The sequence below is a fragment of the Methylomonas montana genome, assembly GCF_030490285.1.
GTDB lineage: Bacteria > Pseudomonadota > Gammaproteobacteria > Methylococcales > Methylomonadaceae > Methylomonas > Methylomonas montana.
In genome coordinates, this window is record NZ_CP129884.1 from 3,678,348 (window position 1) to 3,699,123 (window position 20,776).

Below are 20,776 nucleotides of genomic sequence, written 5' to 3' on the forward strand. Positions count from 1 at the left end.
TTATATTTACTCAAGCAACTTCGGCAAACCAACTTAACTCGTCGGCGACGAATGAAGCATTAAAACCTTAGCACGAAATACGTTTTTCGCGAGAAGACTCATCAGTGTTGCCGCATGGTATCGCACCAAGATTGTCGCCAAACAATAGACCGCGAACTGCATTAAATCAAACGTAAACCTGGCGGCAAGGCCTCACCGAATATCTGCTTCTCTTGTTGCTCGTCCAACTGTTTATACTCGGCAACCATTTCTTGCCAAGATGCAGCAGCCTTGCTTTGTTTGAGCTTATCCAATACCCGCAAACGCAAATCTTCATCGATGTCGCGAGCCCGGTCGGCACAGCGGCGAGCGAGCAGCGTGGCGGCAAACCCGGCTTGCGGCTGTTTTTTCCAGTCGGCTTTCAGCAATTGTTCGAGCCAGAGACTGACTGTGGCCGGTGCAATCACATCATGATTGTTACCATGAAACAGAATCCGTCCGCCGATTCGCCCTACCGCCCACCAACTTTGCTCCGGTTCACCGGATTTTTCCAAACGTTTCAGCAACCACTCGCCGAGTTGAATTTTATCGGCTATCGCCAGCCGTTCCAAAGCGGCGGCCAGCCGCACCATGTCTTCGTAACCACGCGTGACCAATTGTTTGGCGACGCCGGCCTGACGAGCCACAGCGGGATTAACGAATTTAGCGAGGTCATTAAAGATCTGTTTCTGGGCATCCGCTTGCAGGCCGCCAGCCACTCGCCGCCACAGCGTCCACCATTCCGCCCAGTTCTGCTTTTCGTTTACAAATTGCAGACCTTCCGGATAAAGCTTCCAAAGCTGCTCGACGCGCCAATCATCCAAGGGATGACCGAAACCCGGCCGCAGGCAAAAGCCGGCTAGGCTCAACCACAAGCGCTCGTGTTGCTCGCTACGCCGCCGGTATTTGCCGCCCTCCAACAACACCCCAAACAACTCGCGCAGCAGCGGGGTGGACCAATCGCCGCGCGGCGCGGCTAAGACTTTTTCCAGATCCGCGCGTAGGGTTTTCACAGCCTGCGGATCGACGTGCTTGGACTTAGCACCAAACACCGCCTGGATTTTTTCCAGTGCTTGCGTTAGTTGGCTAGGCAACTCCGCTGCAACCGTTTGCCGGCTTTTGTTGCGGATTTGAAATTCCACATCCCAACGCTGGCCGGCATCCGCCACAGCCACGCATTGTAATTGCAAGGTGCCGACTTCGGTATAGGTGGCAGACAACTGCACGGTCACTTCGGCTTTCTGTTGCCCGTCGAAAGCGACCGCCAACGGCGGCAGACTATGAAAGCGTCCTTCGTCGAGTTCGATAATATCGCCGGGACGGTAATCGCCGTCGCCGCTAGCGGACAGCAAATGAAAGCGTACCGGCTGGCCGACCCGAAGGCCGAATTGGCGATCGGTCAAGACAATCTCATGCCCTTCCTCGCTGCCTTTCGGCAGGATACAAACTCCACGCCGGACCAGATCGGCGCCATTGTCCACCAATAGAAAATAACTACGCGCCGCGCCGCCGCCGATCCTAACTTTCTTGTCGCGGCGGGCGATGGCGTAACTCACCGCGCCATAGGCTACTGCCAGCTCGGGGTGGCGGTTATCGAGCAACAACGGCGGTTGGCCGCTGCGCCAAGTCGCCAGCAGGTCGACTACGCGCCGCACCATGGCCGAACTACGAAACACGCCGCCATTCAACAATAAGGCGTCCGGCACGATACTCTCGCCGTCTAGCGCGGCGTGCGCGGCGTGCGCGGCGTGAGCGTGCAACTGCAAAAAAGCAGCAATATGCTTGCTGATCGCCGGCTCCGCCGCGTAAGGCAAGCCAAACTCCACCACGCCGCTACGCTTCCTATCCGGCAACTCATCCAGTGCCGACAAGGGCAAAAACCCATCCAGCGCAATCCGCTCGACTTCTTCCCGGCTCAGCGCGGTGCTTTTGCTGCCGCCGATCAATTTGGAACCGCTGCCCAACAAGGTCACGGCCATTTGCACCGGCGCGTCTTCGGCCAGCAAACACTCCTTGGTGACTCGGCATTGTTCGAGCAATTGCGACAAATCTGCCGTCGAAAGCTTTTTATCGTCCACCCGCAAACGGCTTTCGGCAAGATGCGCAAGCGCCAAATCGATATTGTCACCGCCCAACATCAAATGATCGCCGACACCAATCCGTGTCAATTGCGGCTCGCCATCGCCATGTTCGATTTTGATCAAGGTTAAATCGGTGGTACCGCCGCCGACATCACAAACCAGCAATAGCCGGCTGCCGGCCAAACTGGGCTTGATATTGCCGGCATGGTGGCGCAACCAGTCGTAACAGACTGCTTGCGGCTCCTCCAACAAACGCACATCGCTTAAACCGGCCATCTTCGCTGCCGCCAAGGTCAATGAGCGGGCCGACTCGTCAAACGAGGCCGGCACGGTGATCACGACATTTTGCGCAGGCAGCGGCGCATCCGGGAATCGTTGCGTCCAGACCGTACACACATGCGCCAAGTAACTGGCACTGGCCGCCAACGGCGACACTTTGAATACCGAATTGTCGCTACCCCACGGCAAAATCGGCGCCGCATGATCGACTGCTGTGTGCGACAACCAACTTTTAGCGCTAGTGACTAAGCGCCCTTGCGATTTCGCGCCCAATAGGCGAGCAGCCTCGCCCAGCACCGCACCGTCCTCCGTCGTCAAATACCCGGCATCGCTGCTGAGCTCTCCCTCTGCCGGATGGTAACGTACCGACGGCAACAAGGGCCTAGCGGCCACTTCGCCAGGGGAGATCAGTTGCGGAATTTCGAATAGGTGAATGGTTTTTTCTGGATCGTTGGTATTTGCATAGGCGACGACGGTATGAGTCGTGCCTAGGTCGATTCCTACCAGATAGGACGAAGTGTGTTTATTCAAGCGTGTTAAATGGTTTATTGTAATTATTATCTGACGTCGGCGGATCAGCCCCTACTGCTGAACGTATTCTAATCGGGTTTAACGCGAAATATTCTGGTTTTTCACCGCTACGCGAATACCGTTCAGTAAAGTCGATCACTAGCGCAACACAACTAGCCGAATTAAGCCTTACCCCCAATCATCCGAACCTTTATCAGCAAGGTCATTCTCACTTGCCAGATTTACAGCCTTAATGACAATCTCTACCTACGGCAGCACTCGGCGTCATTTTCTAAAATCGAAACAGTCCGCGCTTACATTCAATAATTACTGACTAACGCCCGACAAAAACGGCACAAACGTTACTCGTTCTATCACCTCGTCCTCAAAACCGTGCTCGGTACGGGTGATGCGATGTAACTCTTGCAGGCCTTCGAGACCCACCGGAATGACCATCACTCCGCCGACAGCCATTTGTTCAAGCAGGGCATCGGGAATGTCCACCGGTGCGGCAGCGGCTAGAATGCCATCAAACGGCGCATGTTCCGGCCAACCCCAACCACCGTCGCTGTGTTTAAAACCGACGGTTTTGATATTCAATTCCCATAGTGTATCCCTGGCTTTTTTCATTAACGGCGCGATGCGTTCCACCGAGTAAAGCTGACCAACGAGTTTGGCCAATATCGCGGCTTGATAGCCACAGCCGGTGCCGATTTCCAATACCTTGCCAAGCGGGCCATGCTCCAGCAAGAGCTCGGTCATTTTGGCGACGATGTACGGCTGGGAAATAGTTTGATTATGGCCTATCGGCAAGGCGGTATCTTCGTAGGCACGGCTCTCCAGAGCCTCATCGACAAAAATATGGCGTGGCGTCTCGGCCATTACCGCTAATACTTTGCTGTTGGTAATGCCTTGCTCCCGCAAGCGAGAAATCATCCGTTCGCGGGTGCGCCGCGAGGTCATGCCTATACCTTGTAGACGTCGACTCATACCTGTGTCTCCAATACCAGCCAATCGCGCAATCCCTGCAGACGCTCGTAGCGGGTCAAATCCAGTTGTAATGGGGTAACTGAAACGTAGCCGTTTCTAATTGCATCGAAATCGGTGCCCGGTCCAGCATCCTGTTCGCTGCCCGGCGGACCTACCCAATATATGGTGTGTCCGCGCGGATCACTGGAACGAATTACCGCTTCAGCTTTATGGCGTTGGCCTAGCCGAGTGGCTTGATAGCCTTTCAGTTCGACGATTGGCAAGTCCGGAACATTAACATTTAACAGGGTATCTTCTGGCAGGGGGTGGGCTAGAATTTTTTGCATCAATGTCACAGCAACATGAGCTGCTGTATCGAAGTGTTTGGGATCACTAGAGGCCAAAGAAATTGCCACCGCCGGCAAGCCTAAAAAACGCCCTTCGGTAGCCGCCGCCACTGTGCCGGAATACAGCACGTCGTCGCCAAGATTGGCACCGTGGTTGATACCGGCAAACACCATATCGGGTTCGCGCTCTAATAAACCGGTTATCGCCAGATGGACACAATCGGTTGGGGTGCCATCGACTCGAACGAAACCGTTATCACAGGGAGTGGCGCGTAAAGGCATATCCAAGGTTAAGGAATTGCTAGCCGCGCTACGATTTTTATCCGGGGCCACTACCGACACCTCGGCGTATCGGCGTAAGGCCACTGCCAGTGTGTTAATGCCCTGGGCTAAATAACCGTCGTCGTTGCTGATTAGTATGTGCATACTGCTGTAAAACGCTTTAAAATTCCCGCATAGTAGCAAAAAAACCGCAAAACCAGCAGCTTACGTGACAAAAAAAACCACTCCCGACGACGCAATCTTGTTTAGAAACACGATCGGCAAAGTCAAAGCCATAGACACCAACACAGTGCTTCTTAAGCCCGACAAAAAGCCAAGACCAGTACCGTTGTATAAACCGCTGGAACAGGTTGACCCTTTACAAAAAGACGTAGACGGCTGCCTGGAAACCTTGTTTCAAGAAGACACGATCGCATTTCTAGTACCAGGTTTGCAGAAAAACGTGATCAGAAAACTTCGAAAAGGCTATTACGGCTTAGATGCCGAGATTGATCTACACGGTTTAAGTAGCCGCGACGCACAGCAACAATTATTGCGTTTTTTGCATCGTTGCGTAGAGGACGGTTGCCGTTGTGTGCAGATCATTCACGGCAAGGGTTACAACTCGCCGGACAATCAACCGGTGTTAAAAAATGACATTAACCTCTGGCTGCGCCAGCATAAAGACGTGCTGGCGTTTTGCTCCGCCCAACCTAAATCCGGCGGCGCCGGCGCCTTATTTGCCTTATTACGATTGCCTAATAAATTTATTTCATTGGACGACGATGTTTAACTCAGTCATACAATTCTTGGCTGACGATAGAATATGTACTGTGGGAACGAATTTAATTTTAATGAAAAGCTGGATATTTTGGACTTTAACAAAGCCCGGCAACCGCCCCGCCCCGCCTCGACAAACCAATTCAAACAATGAGTTACATCAACGGCTTCCCGGCCATCGCAGCAGCCGATGCGCGGATACTAATTTTGGGTAGCATTCCTGGAAAAGCATCCCTGCACGCCGAACAATACTACGCACATCCGCGCAATCAATTCTGGCCTATCATTTGTCAAGTTTTAATGGTCGATTCTAATTGCCCGTACCCGTCACGGATTCAAGCATTAACAGAGGCCGGGATAGCGCTATGGGACGTTGTCAAATATTGTTATCGGACAAGTAGCCTCGATACAGACATCAACAAACAGTCCATTATCACCAATGATTTTGTTAACTTTTTCCTAGAACAGCCATTGATCACGCATGTATTTTTCAATGGCTCGACTGCGGAACAGACCTTCCGGAAACACGTTCAGCCCAGTATACCGCCCGACAAATTGACTTACCGACGATTACCGTCCACTAGTCCTGCCCATGCTGCCATGTCTTTTCAAGATAAGTTCAGCGAATGGCAAATATTGACATCGCTGATCAATCGATAAAACGACGCCACTTAGATCAATTACAAGATCGTAGCGACTGAACCGTCGATATCAAGGATAAGACAGAACCGAAATTCAGTATGAAGTAAATTGGAGAAAGGCTTTGACTGAGCAAAAACCGGAGGAGAAAATCTATTGGACAAAACGCGAATAGACAGAGCGACACGGATGCCAGACTCTGTCTATTGAGACTTTTATATTTTACTTAGAACAGTAAAGCTAGATGAGGCTATTCTGAAGCTTGAACAGGTTCGGGTCTATCAACCAGCTCGACATAAGCCATTGGAGCGTCGTCACCTGCTCTGAAACCGCACTTAATAATCCTTAAGTATCCACCGTTTCTGGACTGATAGCGAGGTCCAAGTTCGTTAAACAACTTAGTTACGACGTCTCGATCGCGCAGCTTAGAAAACGCTTGGCGACGCTTCGCCACTGAATCGTTCTTTGACAGCGTAATTAAAGGCTCTGCCATTACACGCAACTCTTTCGCTTTTGGCAAAGTCGTTTTTATCAACTCATGCTTGAACAGCGAGCAAGCCATATTACTAAACAGTGCTTTTCTATGGCTGCTGTTCTTATTTAACTGTCTTCCAGATTTACGGTGTCTCATTTTTAAAATGCCTTATATTCAAATTCCAGCTTGCGATTGATCGGCCAAATTTTCCGGGGGCCAGTTTTCCAACCGCATCCCTAATGACAAGCCCTTAATCGCAAGAATATCTTTAATTTCTGTTAATGATTTTTTACCCAGATTAGGCGTTCTCAACAGCTCAACTTCAGTACGTTGAATCAAATCACCAATATAGAAAATATTTTCAGCCTTCAGGCAATTGGCAGAGCGAACCGTTAACTCTAAATCATCGACAGGACGCAGCAGCACAGGGTCGAAAGTCTCCTCTTCAACAGCTACTTCTTCCTGAACCTGTTCGTTCACTTTCTCGAAATCAACAAACACCGACAGCTGATCATGCAAGATAGATGCCGCTAATTTAATTGCCTGCTCTGGATCGACTGTACCGTTTGTTTCCAATTCGATAACAAGCCTATCGAGGTTAGTACGCTGCTCAACGCGCGTACTTTCAACATGATATGCAACCTTAACGATTGGACTGAAAGCCGCATCGATCATTAATACCCCGACCGGTGCGTCGTCGAACATTTCCTTTCTCAAACTCGCAGGAACATAGCCCCTACCGCGTTCAACTTTAATCTTAATGTTAAGCGCACAATCCTGGGTGATATTAGCGATAACAAGATCCGGATTTGCAATTTCAACGTTATGCGGCAACTCGATATCACGAGCGGTAACAGCGCCCACGCCTTTTTTCGACAAAGTTAATGTCACTTCATCTTTGGAATGAACGATAACTGCCAGCTTTTTAAGGTTAAGAATAATGTCAATAACATCTTCTTGAACGCCTTCTATCGTGGTGAATTCATGCAAAACACCATCGATAGATATCTCGGTAACGGCACAGCCAGGAATCGAAGAAAGCATAACCCTTCGCAACGCGTTACCCAGAGAATGTCCAAAGCCACGCTCCAAAGGTTCAATCACAATTCTTGAGTGGTTGGCCGATTCGTTTATAACCTCGACAAGTCTAGGCTTCAGTAGGCCAACAATAGAACTCTGCATAATTTAAATCCTGGACTTATTTACTACTTAGAATAAAGCTCAACAACCAACTGTTCGTTGATATCAGATCCCAGATCCACACGATCCGGTACCGATTTAAATATTCCGCTCATATCTTTCGAGTTTACTTCAACCCATACCGGAAAGCCGTATTGCTCAGTAACCACCAAAGAATCTTTGATTCGTTGTTGGCTCTTAGCTTTCTCTCTAATCTTAACAACATCACCGGCAGCTACTTGGTATGAAGGGATATTAATTAACCGATCATTAACAAGAATGGCTTTATGAGACACTAACTGGCGCGCTTCTGCGCGTGTTGATGCGTAGCCCATACGATAGACGACGTTATCCAAACGAGATTCAAGAAAATCCAGCAGGTTTTGGCCTGTTGCGCCTTTCTGTAAATCAGCGGCTTTGTAATAATTTCTAAATTGCTTTTCTAAAACGCCGTAGATGCGACGCAATCTCTGTTTAGCACGGAGCTGCATAGCATAATCAGAATTCCTTGTACGCTTAGCGCCATGTTGACCAGGTCTTTGATCTAATTTACATTTGCTTTCCAGAGACTTTCCTCTGCTTTTCAAAAATAAATCAGTACCTTCCCTACGACTCAGCTTGCAAGCAGGACCAAGATATCTTGCCATTAAATTTACTCCACTATCCTAAACACGACGTTTTTTAGGTGGACGGCAACCATTATGAGGAATGGGCGTTACATCCACGATATTTGAAATTTTAAAACCCATGCTATTCAAAGAACGAACAGCGGATTCTCTACCTGGCCCCGGCCCCTTGATCATAACATCAAGATTTTTCATGCCATACTCTTGAGCGACAGCACCGGCCTTCTCCGCAGCGACCTGCGCCGCGAACGGGGTGCTCTTTCTCGAACCCCGAAAGCCTGACCCGCCTGACGTGGCCCACGATAACGCATTACCTTTTCTATCCGTAATAGTCACGATCGTATTATTAAAAGAAGCATGCACATGAACGATGCCGTCTGCGACTTCTTTCTTAATGCGTTTTTTTACTCTATTCTGGGTTGCCATGAAACTTGCCTATCTAGATTTTCTTATTTGGTGACTGATTTCCGCGGACCTTTTCTAGTCCTTGCGTTAGTTCTGGTTCTTTGACCTCTCAATGGCAAGCCGCGACGATGCCTAATGCCTCGATAGCATCCGAGATCCATCAGCCTTTTGATATTCATAGAGACTTCTCTACGAAGATCGCCTTCCACTGTCATACCAGAAATAACCTTACGTATCGACTCGACCTGATCTTCAGAAAGATCCTTGATCTTAACAGTTGGCTGCACTCCAACTTCGTTGCAGATGTTTCTAGCAGTTTGCCTGCCTATTCCATAGATAGCTGTTAACGCTATCTCCGCATGCTTATGATCAGCCACGTTTATACCGGCAATACGAGCCATTCAGATACTCCAAAAATCAGTACTATAAGGTTAAACGAGGCATTATACCACCTCGCAAAATAAATCACAAAAACAAGTTAGCCTTGACGCTGTTTATGCCTGCCATCCTTACAGATGACCCGGACCACGCCATTTCTTTTAATTACTTTGCAGCTTTTGCATATGGTTTTAATTGAAGCTCGTACTTTCACGGCAAACTCCTCTAACTATTAAGATTTTTTCAGATTTGCTTTTTTCATCAGTCCCTCATACTGCTGGGACATTAAATGAGTTTGCATCTGAGATATAAAGTCCATCACTACCACAACGATAATCAATAAAGACGTACCGCCAAAGGAGAAAGGAACATTCCAGTAAACAATTAAAAATTCAGGCAACAAGCAGATGAGCGTTATATAGACTGCGCCTATCAGCGTTAACCTTGTCATGACTTTATCGATATAGCTGGTGGTGTGCGCACCCGGTCTAATACCAGGCAAATAAGCACCAGACTTTTTCAAGTTTTCAGCCGTTTCTTTTGAATTGAATACCAACGCGGTATAGAAAAAACAGAAGAAAATGATAGCTAAGGCATAACACAAAACATAAACAGGCTGACCAGGAGACAAGACCGAAGATATGTCCTGCAACCAAGAAAAGCCATCAACGTTGCCGAACCAGCCAGCTATTGTAGCCGGAAACAATATAATACTCGATGCAAAAATAGGTGGAATAACACCAGCCATATTTAACTTCAGCGGCAGAAATGAGCTTTGTCCTGCATAAACCTTGTTGCCTTGCTGGCGCTTGGGATAGTTTATGGTAATTCTTCGTTGGCCACGCTCAACAAAGACCACTATTCCAGTAACGACTATAGACAAAGCAAAAAGAACAACAATAAATGCGCTATTCATCTCACCGGTACGTGCAAGCTCAAGCGTTCCACCAATAGCGGAAGGCAAACCCGAAACGATACCAGCAAAAATAATCAACGATATACCGTTACCTATACCCCGCTCAGTGACTTGCTCACCCAGCCACATTAAAAATATAGTACCGGTCACCAAAGTTATGGTCGTGACCACTACAAAACTCATGCCCGGCTGCAACACCACCGCAAGGCCGCCAGCAGTCTGATTTTGCAACGCCACAGATATGCCTACCGATTGAAACATGGCTAAAACCACAGTTCCATAACGGGTGTACTGAGATATCTTTCTTCGCCCAGATTCGCCCTCTTTTTTTAACTGCTCCATTGCAGGTATGACTATTGTCATAAGCTGCATGATAATCGATGCAGAAATGTAAGGCATAATACCTAGCGCAAACAGGCTTAATCGCATCAGCGCTCCACCCGAAAACATGTTAAACATGTTTAGAATAGAGCCTGATTGCTGCTCGAACATTGTAGCAAGCGCTTTTGGGTCAATTCCTGGAACAGGAATATGAGCACCAATTCTGTATACAACAAATGCTCCTAAAACAAAAAGCAACCTAGACTTCAGCTCTGCAAACCGAAATGTCCCCGCAGAAACGTCAAACCCTTTTGCACTCACTTAGGCCTCTACTTTGCCACCAGCAGCTTCTATTGTTGATTTTGCGCCCGCTGTAACATTGATTCCTTTTAATGTCAAAGGCCGAGACACAACACCGGTATTAACAACTTTAACCTTCTTCGAAAATACAGGAATAACGTTGTTGCTGATTAACACTTGAATGTCTATCAAATCAGTTGGGAGCGCATTAATTTCAGCCAGACGAACCTCAGCCGTAAATTTCTTAATTCTTGAGGTAAAACCTACTTTAGGCAATCTGCGCTGTAACGGCATTTGGCCGCCTTCAAAACCCACTTTATGAAATCCGCCAGATCGAGCCTTTTGACCTTTATGCCCTCTACCGCAGGTTTTTCCATCGGTAGAACCAATACCCCTACCAACTCGCTTGGCCTTTTTTCTTGCGCCACATGCCGCTTGGATTGTATTTAGATACATTAAACTTCCTCAACTTTAAGCATATAAGCAATTTTGTTGATCATCCCGCGATTTTCAGGCGTATCTATTACTTCGACAACCTGCCTAATCCTGCTCAATCCCAACCCTTTTAAACATTGTTGATGACTTTTTAAGCGACCGTTCTTGCTTTTTGTCATCATTACACTTAACTTTTTGCCAGACATATAGTTTTACCCTGTTATTTGATCAACAGTTAAACCGCGTTTAGCTGCGATTTTCTTAGCATCATGCATACCGCTTAAGCCATTAATTGTCGCTCTGACAACATTGATGGGGTTGCTTGTTCCGATGCATTTCGCCAGTACGTTATGCACACCAACAACCTCGAACACCGCCCTCATCGCGCCACCCGCGATGATACCAGTACCCTCTGACGCAGGCTGCATATATACCTTGGCGGCGCCGGTATTCGACATAATTGAATATTGCAAAGTCCCGTCCTTCAGGGCAACTTTACGCATATTTTTTCTAGCTTGCTCAAGCGATTTCTGAATAGCTACCGGAACCTCTCTTGCTTTGGAGACTCCGTAACCAATCCGACCATCGCCATCGCCAACTACTGTCAGCGCAGCAAAACCAAATACTCTACCGCCTTTCACAACTTTCGCTACACGTCTTACCGAAACTAATTTCTCTTGTAATCCGTCTGTACTACCTTGAGATGGTGCTGTTGCCATGCTATTCCCCTAAAACTTCAAGCCGGCTTCACGTGCAGCGTCCGCTAACGCTTTCACGCGGCCATGATATTTAAAACCAGAGCGATCAAATGCAACTTCAGTTACACCAGCAGCGATAGCCCTTTCGGCAACGATACGACCAACCTCTATTGCGGCCTTGATGTTGCTGGTGTTGCCAAGACCCGCTTTCACATCAGCTTGTAAGGTCGATGCCGAAGCAAGGGTGGATGAACCATCAACACTCAAAACTTGGGCATAAATATGCTGTGAAGTTCTATGTATAGTCAGTCTATTTACATTCAACTTTTTAATTTTGCAGCGCAGTTTTAACGCTCTTTTTAATCTGGAAGACTTCTTATCCATTACTTCACCTATTTCTTTTTGGCTTCTTTTCTAGCCACATATTCGTCAGCAATTCTAACGCCCTTCCCTTTATATGGCTCTGGCGGACGAAAAGCTCTGATTTCTGAAGCGACTTGACCTACTTTCTGCTTGTCACTGCTCTTAACGTGCAACTCAGTTTGTGTAGGTGCTTCAACGGTTACGCCATCGGGAATCAAATATTCGACTGGGTTTGAATATCCCAAAGACAGCGTCAGCAGATTGTCTTTGACTTGCGCCCTGTATCCAACCCCAACTAAAAGCATTTTCTTCACGAAACCTTCAGAAACGCCTTTTACCATATTGTTAATTGACGCTCTAGCGGTGCCAGCATGGGCTTTAGCCCCTTTTACACTGTCATCCCACTTAATTTTTATTTCGTTAGCGTTGATCTCGAGATCAACCGCATCGCAAAGATCAAATGCAAGCTGCCCCAATTTGCCCTTGACTACCATTTTTTTACCATCAACTTTGACATCAACACCTGATGGCAACGCGATAGGCGCATTAGCTACTCTCGACATGATATACCCCGGAAATTTAGCAGACAGTGCAAATAACTTCGCCGCCGTGCCCAATAGCGCGAGCGGCGCGATCTGTCATCACACCGTTTGAGGTTGAAACGATAGCTATACCTAAACCGCCCAACACTTTTGGTAATTCGTCTTTAGATTTATAAATTCTAAGACCTGGACGACTAACCCGATTAACACTCTCGATAACTGGAGTACCGTTAAAATATTTCAACTCGACAGTCATCTCTGCATGCGAACCGGTGACTTCCGTTTTGTAATCGGTGATATAGCCTTCTTCCTTCAAAACCTTCGCAATTGCCAATTTCAATTTAGATGAAGGGATTTTTACGCTTTTCTTTCCAGCAGATTGACCATTTCTAATTCTGGTTAGCATATCTGCTATTGGATCTGTCATACTCATTTTCAATTCTCCAAAACTTAAACAGAACTACCAGCTAGCTTTTGCTAAACCCGGAACATCGCCACGCATAGTAGCTTCCCGTAGTTTATTTCTGCTGAGACCAAATTTTCTGTAATAACCGTGCGGACGACCTGTCAGCTTGCATCTGTTACGCAATCTTGACTGACTGGAGTCTCTCGGCAATTTTTGAAGTTGAATTTGAGCATTCTCCTTTTCTTCAAAAGAGCTGTTAGGAGATCTAATTACTTCCTTCAATTCGTTTCTTTTTGCCTGATATTTTTTTATCAGACCTTCGCGCTTGACTTCACGCGCAATCATTGATTTTTTAGCCATCTCAATACGCCTTTAGTTTTTAAATGGAAAATTGAATAATTTCAACAACGCAAGACCTTCTTCGTCGGTTTTAGCCGTTGTTGTGATACAAATATCCATACCACGAAGCGCATCAATTTTGTCATAATCAATTTCAGGGAAAATAATCTGTTCTTTTATTCCCATAGAATAATTTCCACGACCATCAAAGCTCTTAGAACTCATGCCTCTAAAGTCGCGAATACGCGGAATTGAAATTGTGATTAATCTATCCAAGAATTCATACATTTTATCGCTACGCAAGGTTACCTTGCAGCCGATTGGCATGTCATCACGAATTTTAAAACCAGCAATAGACTTCCTTGCCAAAGTGATGACTGCTTTTTGCCCGGATATTTTTTCCATATCCGCGACCGCAGATTGCAACACTTTTTTATCCGCAACAGCTCCACCAACACCCATATTCAAGGTAATTTTGGTTAACTTAGGAACCTGCATTACGGTTTTGTAACCAAATTGCTCCTGCAGCGCGGGAACGATTTCTGTTTTATATTTACTTTGTAGTCTAGCCATAGCTTTATTACCTTAAAGACCGACGTTTTCGTTTGTAGATTTAAAATATCTGACTTTTTTCCCATCTTCCAGAACTCTAAACCCAACTCTGTCGGCTTTTTTAGTTTTCGGGTTAAATAAAGCCACGTTCGAGATATCAATAGGCATGTTTTTGTCAACGATACCGCCAGAAACACCTAAATTGGGATTACCTCTTTGGTGCTTCTTGACTAAATTGATACCCTCGACCAACAACTTGTTATCTTCGAGAACCTTGCTAACTTTTCCTAATTTACCTTTATCTTTTCCGACGATTACAATTATTTCGTCGCCTTGCTTAATCTTTTGCATCTTTGGACCTCAACCTATAATACTTCTGGCGCAAGAGAGATAATTTTCATAAATCTATCCCCTCTCAATTCGCGCGTAACCGGCCCAAAGATACGAGTACCAATTGGTTGTAGTTGGTTATTTAAAATCACGGCCGCATTACCATCGAAGCGAATCACTGAACCATCGGCACGACGAACACCTTTACGTGTTCTAACCACCAATGCGTTGTACACATCGCCTTTCTTTACCCTGGTACGCGGCATAGCGTCTTTGACACTTACCTTGATGATATCGCCAATGCCGGCGTAGCGGCGGTGCGATCCTCCAAGAACCTTGATACACATGACCTTTTTTGCGCCACTGTTATCGGCGACGTCAAGGCTAGTTTGCATCTGAATCATTTTTTAAATCCCAACTAAAATTATTAATTATTTGTTAAAAGCTTCTAAAACTTCTAACAATTTAAACGCCTTATTTTTTGATATAGGGCGACAAGATGTAATTGATACTATATCGCCTTCTTGACAAGCATTATTTTCGTCATGCACAAGAAGCTTGGTAGAACGTTTGATGTACTTCCCATATACTGGATGCTTAACCAATCGCTCAACCAAGACAGATGCAGTTTTATCCATCTTATTACTTACGACACGGCCAGTTACTTTTCGTACACTTTCTAGATTTTCGCTCATATCTATACTCTTACCATTTCATTTAGAATAGTATTAATGCGAGCAATATCTCGCCTTACCTGCTTTATTTGACTTGACTTGGTAAGCTGACCAGTTCCTTTTTGCATTCTCAAATTGAACTGTTCACGCGACAACTCTAAAAGACTGGCATTCAACTCTTCTTTAGTTTTTTTCCGTAAATCTATTGCTTTCATTACATTATTGTCCGTGCAGAAAAGGTAGTTTTAACTGGCAATTTAGCTGCAGCTAACTCAAAAGCCTCTCTAGCTAATTCCTCAGAAACACCTTCAATTTCAAATAGCATGGTTCCTGGCTTAATTTGAGCGACCCAATATTCGACACTTCCCTTACCTTTACCCATACGAACTTCCAGAGGTTTTTTAGTAATAGGCTTGTCTGGAAAAATTCTTATCCAGATTTTTCCACCACGCTTCACATGGCGACTAATCGCTCTTCTAGCCGCCTCAATCTGGCGGGCCGTCATTCTACCACGACTTATTGATTTTAAGCCATACTCGCCGAAGCTTACCGATGAACCGCGTAATGCCGTACCGTTATTTCTACCGGTATGTTGCTTGCGGAATTTTGTTCTTTTTGGCTGAAGCATCTCTACTATACCCCTTCAACTATTTTTTTGAGTCAGCGCTTAGAGATGCTGTATGCGCATCCATGTCAAACACCTCACCCTTGAATATCCACACCTTGATGCCGATTATTCCGTAAGTGGTTTTCGCCTCAGCGGTTCCATAATCAATATCAGCCCTTAATGTATGCAAAGGCACCCGGCCCTCGCGATACCATTCGGTTCTAGCGATCTCGGCACCATTCAACCGACCAGCAACGGTGATTTTGATACCTTCGGCACCCAATCGCATGGTGTTAGTCACGGCTCTTTTCATTGCGCGACGATACATGATCCGCTTTTCCAGCTGTTGAGCGATACTTTCGGCTACTAGGTATGCATCCAATTCCGGCTTACGAATTTCTTCTACATTCAACTGGACAGGCACACCCATCATCGCTGAAATGTTCTGCCTCAAGATATCGATATCCTCGCCTTTTTTACCAATCACTATACCTGGACGCGCGGTGTGAACCGTGATATTTGCGTTATTTGCAGGACGATTTATCTGCACCCTGCTGACCGACGCATGAGCCAGTTTTTTCTTGATATATTCGCGAACTTTCAGATCCTGCAACAGAAGAATCGGGTAATTCTGGCTATTTGCGTACCATCTCGAAGTCCAATCTTTAACGATCCCGAGACGAATCCCCGTGGGATGTACCTTTTGTCCCATCTTATACCTCTATTTCTCTGCTACTTTAACTGTTATATGACAAGTTCTTTTCAGGATGTGGTTCGCACGCCCTTTTGCTCTTGCGCTAACTCTCTTTAAGGTTCTTCCTTCATTAACGAACACCGTAGAAACACGTAATTCGTCAACGTCAGCACTTTCATTATGCTCTGCGTTCGCTATCGCAGACTCAAGAACTTTTTTGATTATCGCAGCAGCTTTTTTAGAGCTGAAACTCAGCAAGTTCAAGGCTTTCTCAACCGGTAACCCGCGTATTTGATCCCCAACCAGCCGTGCTTTTTGCGCAGAAAGAGGAGCATTACTTAATTTAGCCGAAACTTCCACATTCACTCCTTATCTTGATTTCTTGTCTGCAATATGGCCTTTGTAAGTTCTTGTCGGCGAGAACTCACCCAACTTGTGGCCGACCATATTTTCCGAGATCAATACAGGCACATGTTGTTTGCCATTATGCACAGCTATGGTCAAACCCAACATATCCGGGCTAATCATCGACCTTCTAGACCAGGTTTTAATCGGTTTCCTATTATTCGTTCTCACCGCTTCATCTACTTTTTTCAGCAGATGGTGATCGATAAATGGACCTTTTTTAATTGAACGTGGCACGTCAGATACCTCTTATTTTTGCTTACGGCGTCTGACAATCATATTGTCAGTACGTTTGTTTTTTCGTGTTTTGTAACCTTTGGTTGGAGTACCCCAGGGAGACACAGGATGTCTACCACCTGATGTTCTACCTTCACCACCACCATGCGGATGGTCTACAGGGTTCATCGCCACACCTCTAACGGTTGGCCGAACACCCCGCCATCTTTTAGCTCCGGCCTTACCCAACGAGATAAGGTTATGCTCTGAATTAGACACCTCTCCGACAACACCTTTACAATCGGACGGTACTTTTCTCATCTCGCCCGAGCGGAGGCGGATAGTAACATATGCGCCGTCTTTAGCGACTAATTGAACGGAAGTACCGGCGCTTCTGGCAATTTGAGCGCCTTTTCCAGGCTTGAGCTCGATGCAGTGAAGCGTAGTACCTAAAGGCATATTGCGCAGAGGCATACAATTACCTGGCTTAACCGGTGTCGTTTCCGAACTCAGTATTTCCTGCCCGATTTCAATGCCTTTTGGTGCAATTATGTATTTACGCTCGCCATCCTTAAATAGAACAAGCGCAATATTCGCCGTTCTATTTGGATCGTATTCAATACGCTCAACGACTGCCGGGATATCTGTTTTATCCCGTTTAAAGTCAACAATGCGATAGAATTTTTTATGCCCGCCGCCAATATGACGAGTCGTGATTCTACCGAGATTATTACGACCGCCGGTGTTGCTCTTTTTGTCTAGTAGTTGTGCAAATGGCTTACCCTTATGCAAATCATTATTTTGTACACGCACTACAAACCGAGAACCCGGAGATGTCGGTTTTGATTTTAGAATAGCCATGCTCTTCTACCGCTCCTTATTTGCCTAAAAGTATTATGCTGTCGCTAATTCAATGTTATGGCCAGACTGAAGCTTTACATACGCTTTTTTCCAGTCAGACCGCTTACCCAATGTACGTCCGAATCGTTTAATCTTTCCTTTAACATTCAGAACGCGAACGGAAGCTACTTCAACACCAAACATCAACTCAACTGCGTTTTTAATCTGCAACTTGGTTGCTGATTTCTTTACTTTGAATACAAATTGATTATGCTGGTCAGCAGCGTTAGAGCTCTTTTCTGACACAATCGGCGCATACAAAATACTTGCTAATTTAATTTGTTCGATACTCATGCCAAACGCTCCTCGATCTGTTTCAGCGCTGTTGCTGTCGCAATTACCTTGTCAGCAGAAACTAAGGAAACAGGGTCTACACTGCTTGGCGTAACGACCGCTATATAAGGTATATTTCTAGCCGCAAGAATCAAATTCTCGTTCAAATCATCCGCTACCACTAACAATCGCTTCGCATCGATACCTTGTATTTTGCGCAGGAACTCTTTAGTTTTAGGGGTTGCAGGGGTGATATCGTTACAAACAGCTAATCTACCCTGTCTTAACAATTCCGAGAAAATCGATCTTATGCCGACTTTATACATTTTTTTATTCAGCTTCTGATCAAACGATCTTGGTTGTGCTGCGAAAGTTACACCACCGGTCCGCCATATTGGGCTTCTCGTTGTACCGGCGCGAGCGCGACCTGTGCCTTTTTGCCTAAAGGGTTTTGCACCGCCACCGCTTACTGCGGCGCGATTTTTTTGACCTTTAGTGCCAGCCCGTGCAGCAGACAGATATTTAGTAACCAACTGGTGCACTAACGTTTCGTTGAAATCCTGACCGAAAACCGATTCAGAAACTTCAAGTGCCTGAGCAGAATCTTGATTATTAATTGCAGGTATTTGCAAAGTCATAAATTAACCTTTATTTAACATTTTTACTGCGGGTGTAATAACCACATCTCCGCCTTTGGCACCAGGCACAGCACCTCTGACGAGAATCAGGTTTCTCTCTGCATCAACAGCGTGGATCGTCAAATTCTGTATCGTGGTTTTGACTGCCCCCATATGCCCACACATTTTCTTACCCTTAAACACGCGTCCTGGTGTTTGGTTCATACCGCTTGAACCTGGAACACGATGTGAACGCGAGTTACCATGAGTGGCATCTTGTGTCCTGAAATTATGACGTTTGACAGTACCGGCAAAACCTTTACCAATACTAGTGCCGCAAACATCAACTACTTGTCCCGCTTCAAATACGTTTACTTTCAGCTCTGTACCTGCGGACAGTTCGGCACCTTCGCTATCGCTTAACCGGAACTCCCACAAACCACGACCTGCGGTGACATTGGCAGATGCGTAATGCCCAGCCATTGCTTTGTTGACTTTTGAAGACTTAATATCACCCGCAGCCACCTGAACAGCACGATAACCATCGTTTTCGACGCTTTTCACCTGAATGACTCTGTTTGAGTCGATATGAAGCACGGTAACAGGTACCGAAGAGCCATCTTCGCAAAAAATTCGGGTCATACCACATTTACGACCAATAAGACCTATTGACATCTGCCAATCCCTCTAAATTATAACTTGCCGCTATTTAAGCTTAATTTGAACATCGACTCCGGCCGCCAGATCTAATTTCATCAAGGCATCCACAGTCTTATCAGTTGGCTCGACTATATCAAGCAACCTTTTGTAAGTTCTCAATTCATATTGATCACGCGCATCTTTATTAACGTGCGGTGAAATCAATACAGTAAAACGTTCTTTTCTAGTAGGCAAAGGAATGGGGCCCTTTACTTGGGCGCCTGTTCTCTTCGCTGTTTCTACTATCTCACCCGCAGACTGATCAATTAACTTATGATCAAACGCTTTCAATTGGATTCTGATAGTTTGATTAGCCATCTTGATTACTCGATAATAGAAGCAACAACACCCGCACCGACGGTACGACCACCTTCGCGAATCGCGAAGCGCAAACCGTCTTCCATCGCAATCGGTGAAATTAATTTAACGGTCACCGCGATGTTATCGCCCGGCATCACCATTTCCACACCTTCCGGTAGATCAACCGCACCGGTTACGTCGGTGGTTCTGAAGTAGAACTGCGGACGATAGCCGTTGAAGAATGGCGTATGACGACCACCCTCTTCTTTGGACAGTACGTAGATTTCTGCTTTGAAATGCGCGTGCGGCTTGATGGAGTTGACGTGCGCCAATACTTGACCACGTTCAACGTCGTCTCTTTTGGTACCACGTAGCAACACACCCACGTTGTCGCCCGCTTGACCCTGGTCGAGCAATTTACGGAACATTTCGACACCGGTGCAGGTGGTTTTGACGGTATCTTTAATACCGACAATCTCGACCTCTTCGCCGACTTTGATGATGCCACGCTCAACACGACCGGTTACCACGGTGCCGCGACCGGAGATTGAGAATACGTCTTCGATTGGCATCAGGAATTTACCGTCGATAGCACGCTCTGGCTCTGGAATATAGCTATCCAGCGCTTCGACCAGTTTAACGACAGACGGTACGCCGATTTCACTGGTATCGCCTTCCAGTGCTTTCAATGCAGAACCGACGATGATCGGGGTATCGTCGCCTGGAAATTCGTATTGGTTCAACAGTTCGCGAATTTCCATTTCGACGAGTTCGATCAGCTCAGCATCGTCAACCATGTCCGCCTTGTTCAGGAATACCACAATATATGGCACACCTACTTGGCGAGACAACAGAATGTGTTCGCGAGTTTGCGGCATCGGACCATCCGCAGCAGAACAAACCAGAATCGCGCCGTCCATTTGAGCGGCGCCGGTAATCATGTTTTTAACGTAGTCAGCATGGCCTGGGCAGTCGACGTGCGCATAGTGGCGGTTAGCCGATTCGTATTCCACGTGTGAAGTGGAAATCGTGATGCCGCGAGCGCGCTCTTCGGGGGCGTTGTCGATTTGATCAAAGGCCTTGACTTCGCCGCCTTGCAGCTCGGCCATGACTTTTGTTAACGCCGCTGTCAACGTGGTTTTGCCGTGGTCAACGTGACCAATCGTGCCTACGTTCACGTGCGGTTTCTTTCTTTCAAATTTTTCTTTAGCCATGATTCAATACCTGATATTTATAAAGAAT

34 protein-coding genes are annotated in these 20,776 nt (G+C 46.4%); 2 read left to right on the plus strand and 32 right to left on the minus strand.

The genetic code is table 11. From position 1 onward, the window contains the following. Positions 1-161 precede the first annotated feature (161 nt). The 3 genes from QZJ86_RS16915 to surE all read right to left on the minus strand — a co-directional run bounded on the left by QZJ86_RS16915 (position 162) and on the right by surE (position 4,630). Complete coding sequence (locus tag QZJ86_RS16915; protein WP_301671657.1) at positions 162-2,909, minus strand: Hsp70 family protein; 2,748 nt, start codon at positions 2,907-2,909, stop codon at positions 162-164. A 306-nt stretch (positions 2,910-3,215) separates the two neighbouring features. Continuing rightward, entirely contained in the window at positions 3,216-3,878 is a 663-nt protein-coding gene (locus QZJ86_RS16920; protein ID WP_301671658.1) for a protein-L-isoaspartate(D-aspartate) O-methyltransferase, read from the minus strand. Continuing rightward, positions 3,875-4,630: a 5'/3'-nucleotidase SurE gene (gene surE, locus QZJ86_RS16925; protein ID WP_301671659.1), complete on the minus strand. Its 756-nt coding sequence runs from the start codon at positions 4,628-4,630 to the stop codon at positions 3,875-3,877. Before surE ends, QZJ86_RS16920 begins: the two co-directional genes overlap by 4 nt. A 64-nt stretch (positions 4,631-4,694) precedes the next feature. Here surE and QZJ86_RS16930 point away from each other — a divergent pair, with 64 nt between their 5' ends. Together QZJ86_RS16930 and QZJ86_RS16935 are read left to right on the plus strand one after the other, a co-directional pair. Next, a complete protein-coding gene (locus QZJ86_RS16930; RefSeq protein WP_301671660.1) occupies positions 4,695-5,258 on the plus strand; it encodes a Smr/MutS family protein in 564 nt (187 codons plus the stop codon). 137 nt (positions 5,259-5,395) lie between these two features. Beyond that, the gene (locus QZJ86_RS16935; RefSeq protein ID WP_301671661.1) at positions 5,396-5,905 is read left to right on the plus strand and encodes a DNA-deoxyinosine glycosylase; all 510 of its coding nucleotides are present in this window, start codon (positions 5,396-5,398) and stop codon (positions 5,903-5,905) included. Between the two features lie 229 nt (positions 5,906-6,134). On the opposite strand, the gene rplQ is transcribed toward QZJ86_RS16935, so the two are convergent. The 29 genes from rplQ to tuf all read right to left on the minus strand — a co-directional run bounded on the left by rplQ (position 6,135) and on the right by tuf (position 20,748). After that, positions 6,135-6,515: a 50S ribosomal protein L17 gene (rplQ, locus tag QZJ86_RS16940; RefSeq protein WP_301671662.1), complete on the minus strand. Its 381-nt coding sequence runs from the start codon at positions 6,513-6,515 to the stop codon at positions 6,135-6,137. Between the two features lie 18 nt (positions 6,516-6,533). Beyond that, positions 6,534-7,541: a DNA-directed RNA polymerase subunit alpha gene (locus QZJ86_RS16945; RefSeq protein ID WP_301671663.1), complete on the minus strand. Its 1,008-nt coding sequence runs from the start codon at positions 7,539-7,541 to the stop codon at positions 6,534-6,536. A gap of 23 nt (positions 7,542-7,564) precedes the next feature. Next, a complete protein-coding gene (gene rpsD, locus QZJ86_RS16950; protein ID WP_301671664.1) occupies positions 7,565-8,185 on the minus strand; it encodes a 30S ribosomal protein S4 in 621 nt (206 codons plus the stop codon). Positions 8,186-8,203: 18 nt separating this feature from the next. Continuing rightward, the gene (gene rpsK, locus QZJ86_RS16955; RefSeq protein WP_020484822.1) at positions 8,204-8,590 is read right to left on the minus strand and encodes a 30S ribosomal protein S11; all 387 of its coding nucleotides are present in this window, start codon (positions 8,588-8,590) and stop codon (positions 8,204-8,206) included. Between the two features lie 23 nt (positions 8,591-8,613). Next, a complete protein-coding gene (rpsM, locus tag QZJ86_RS16960; protein WP_301671665.1) occupies positions 8,614-8,970 on the minus strand; it encodes a 30S ribosomal protein S13 in 357 nt (118 codons plus the stop codon). A 77-nt stretch (positions 8,971-9,047) separates the two neighbouring features. After that, on the minus strand, positions 9,048-9,161 hold the full coding sequence (gene rpmJ / locus QZJ86_RS16965) for a 50S ribosomal protein L36 (RefSeq protein ID WP_082885534.1): 114 nt from the start codon (positions 9,159-9,161) through the stop codon (positions 9,048-9,050). 18 nt (positions 9,162-9,179) lie between these two features. Continuing rightward, the gene (gene secY, locus QZJ86_RS16970) at positions 9,180-10,505 is read right to left on the minus strand and encodes a preprotein translocase subunit SecY (protein ID WP_301671666.1); all 1,326 of its coding nucleotides are present in this window, start codon (positions 10,503-10,505) and stop codon (positions 9,180-9,182) included. Continuing rightward, a complete protein-coding gene (gene rplO / locus QZJ86_RS16975; RefSeq protein WP_301671667.1) occupies positions 10,506-10,940 on the minus strand; it encodes a 50S ribosomal protein L15 in 435 nt (144 codons plus the stop codon). It lies immediately after the preceding gene. Continuing rightward, the gene (gene rpmD / locus QZJ86_RS16980; RefSeq protein WP_020484818.1) at positions 10,940-11,125 is read right to left on the minus strand and encodes a 50S ribosomal protein L30; all 186 of its coding nucleotides are present in this window, start codon (positions 11,123-11,125) and stop codon (positions 10,940-10,942) included. The genes rplO and rpmD overlap by 1 nt, the downstream gene beginning before the upstream one ends. Before the next feature lie 6 nt (positions 11,126-11,131). Further along, positions 11,132-11,638, minus strand: a complete 507-nt coding sequence (gene rpsE, locus QZJ86_RS16985) for a 30S ribosomal protein S5 (RefSeq protein WP_301671669.1) — start codon at positions 11,636-11,638, stop codon at positions 11,132-11,134. Between the two features lie 9 nt (positions 11,639-11,647). Further along, the gene (rplR, locus tag QZJ86_RS16990; protein WP_301671670.1) at positions 11,648-12,001 is read right to left on the minus strand and encodes a 50S ribosomal protein L18; all 354 of its coding nucleotides are present in this window, start codon (positions 11,999-12,001) and stop codon (positions 11,648-11,650) included. 8 nt (positions 12,002-12,009) lie between these two features. Further along, the gene (gene rplF / locus QZJ86_RS16995; RefSeq protein WP_301671671.1) at positions 12,010-12,543 is read right to left on the minus strand and encodes a 50S ribosomal protein L6; all 534 of its coding nucleotides are present in this window, start codon (positions 12,541-12,543) and stop codon (positions 12,010-12,012) included. A 16-nt stretch (positions 12,544-12,559) separates the two neighbouring features. Beyond that, a complete protein-coding gene (gene rpsH / locus QZJ86_RS17000; protein ID WP_301671672.1) occupies positions 12,560-12,955 on the minus strand; it encodes a 30S ribosomal protein S8 in 396 nt (131 codons plus the stop codon). A gap of 27 nt (positions 12,956-12,982) precedes the next feature. Continuing rightward, positions 12,983-13,288: a 30S ribosomal protein S14 gene (gene rpsN, locus QZJ86_RS17005; RefSeq protein WP_301671673.1), complete on the minus strand. Its 306-nt coding sequence runs from the start codon at positions 13,286-13,288 to the stop codon at positions 12,983-12,985. A 12-nt stretch (positions 13,289-13,300) separates the two neighbouring features. Further along, positions 13,301-13,840 (minus strand): 50S ribosomal protein L5, encoded by a 540-nt coding sequence (gene rplE / locus QZJ86_RS17010; RefSeq protein ID WP_301671674.1) that lies wholly within the window; start codon positions 13,838-13,840, stop codon positions 13,301-13,303. A gap of 12 nt (positions 13,841-13,852) precedes the next feature. Next, complete coding sequence (gene rplX / locus QZJ86_RS17015) at positions 13,853-14,170, minus strand: 50S ribosomal protein L24 (protein ID WP_301671675.1); 318 nt, start codon at positions 14,168-14,170, stop codon at positions 13,853-13,855. A gap of 14 nt (positions 14,171-14,184) precedes the next feature. Beyond that, positions 14,185-14,553, minus strand: coding sequence for a 50S ribosomal protein L14 (gene rplN, locus QZJ86_RS17020; RefSeq protein WP_301671676.1), 369 nt, complete (start codon positions 14,551-14,553; stop codon positions 14,185-14,187). A 27-nt stretch (positions 14,554-14,580) separates the two neighbouring features. After that, complete coding sequence (gene rpsQ / locus QZJ86_RS17025; protein ID WP_301671677.1) at positions 14,581-14,844, minus strand: 30S ribosomal protein S17; 264 nt, start codon at positions 14,842-14,844, stop codon at positions 14,581-14,583. Between the two features lie 2 nt (positions 14,845-14,846). Beyond that, positions 14,847-15,038 (minus strand): 50S ribosomal protein L29, encoded by a 192-nt coding sequence (gene rpmC, locus QZJ86_RS17030; protein WP_301671678.1) that lies wholly within the window; start codon positions 15,036-15,038, stop codon positions 14,847-14,849. Beyond that, positions 15,038-15,451: a 50S ribosomal protein L16 gene (gene rplP, locus QZJ86_RS17035; RefSeq protein ID WP_026602118.1), complete on the minus strand. Its 414-nt coding sequence runs from the start codon at positions 15,449-15,451 to the stop codon at positions 15,038-15,040. Before rplP ends, rpmC begins: the two co-directional genes overlap by 1 nt. Before the next feature lie 19 nt (positions 15,452-15,470). Next, positions 15,471-16,142: a 30S ribosomal protein S3 gene (gene rpsC / locus QZJ86_RS17040; protein WP_301671680.1), complete on the minus strand. Its 672-nt coding sequence runs from the start codon at positions 16,140-16,142 to the stop codon at positions 15,471-15,473. A 9-nt stretch (positions 16,143-16,151) separates the two neighbouring features. Continuing rightward, positions 16,152-16,484 carry a 50S ribosomal protein L22 gene (gene rplV / locus QZJ86_RS17045; RefSeq protein ID WP_301671681.1) on the minus strand — a complete coding sequence of 111 codons (333 nt, stop codon included), beginning with the start codon at positions 16,482-16,484 and terminating at the stop codon, positions 16,152-16,154. Between the two features lie 9 nt (positions 16,485-16,493). After that, on the minus strand, positions 16,494-16,766 hold the full coding sequence (gene rpsS, locus QZJ86_RS17050) for a 30S ribosomal protein S19 (protein WP_301671682.1): 273 nt from the start codon (positions 16,764-16,766) through the stop codon (positions 16,494-16,496). Positions 16,767-16,778: 12 nt separating this feature from the next. Then, entirely contained in the window at positions 16,779-17,606 is an 828-nt protein-coding gene (rplB, locus tag QZJ86_RS17055) for a 50S ribosomal protein L2 (RefSeq protein ID WP_301671683.1), read from the minus strand. Positions 17,607-17,639: 33 nt separating this feature from the next. After that, positions 17,640-17,933: a 50S ribosomal protein L23 gene (rplW, locus tag QZJ86_RS17060; RefSeq protein ID WP_301939016.1), complete on the minus strand. Its 294-nt coding sequence runs from the start codon at positions 17,931-17,933 to the stop codon at positions 17,640-17,642. Positions 17,934-17,935: 2 nt separating this feature from the next. Continuing rightward, complete coding sequence (gene rplD / locus QZJ86_RS17065) at positions 17,936-18,556, minus strand: 50S ribosomal protein L4 (protein ID WP_301671684.1); 621 nt, start codon at positions 18,554-18,556, stop codon at positions 17,936-17,938. A gap of 3 nt (positions 18,557-18,559) precedes the next feature. Next, positions 18,560-19,210, minus strand: a complete 651-nt coding sequence (rplC, locus tag QZJ86_RS17070) for a 50S ribosomal protein L3 (RefSeq protein ID WP_301671685.1) — start codon at positions 19,208-19,210, stop codon at positions 18,560-18,562. 30 nt (positions 19,211-19,240) lie between these two features. Next, positions 19,241-19,552: a 30S ribosomal protein S10 gene (gene rpsJ, locus QZJ86_RS17075; RefSeq protein WP_020484801.1), complete on the minus strand. Its 312-nt coding sequence runs from the start codon at positions 19,550-19,552 to the stop codon at positions 19,241-19,243. Between the two features lie 5 nt (positions 19,553-19,557). Then, a complete protein-coding gene (gene tuf, locus QZJ86_RS17080) occupies positions 19,558-20,748 on the minus strand; it encodes an elongation factor Tu (protein WP_301671687.1) in 1,191 nt (396 codons plus the stop codon). Between the last annotated feature and the right edge of the window lie 28 nt (positions 20,749-20,776).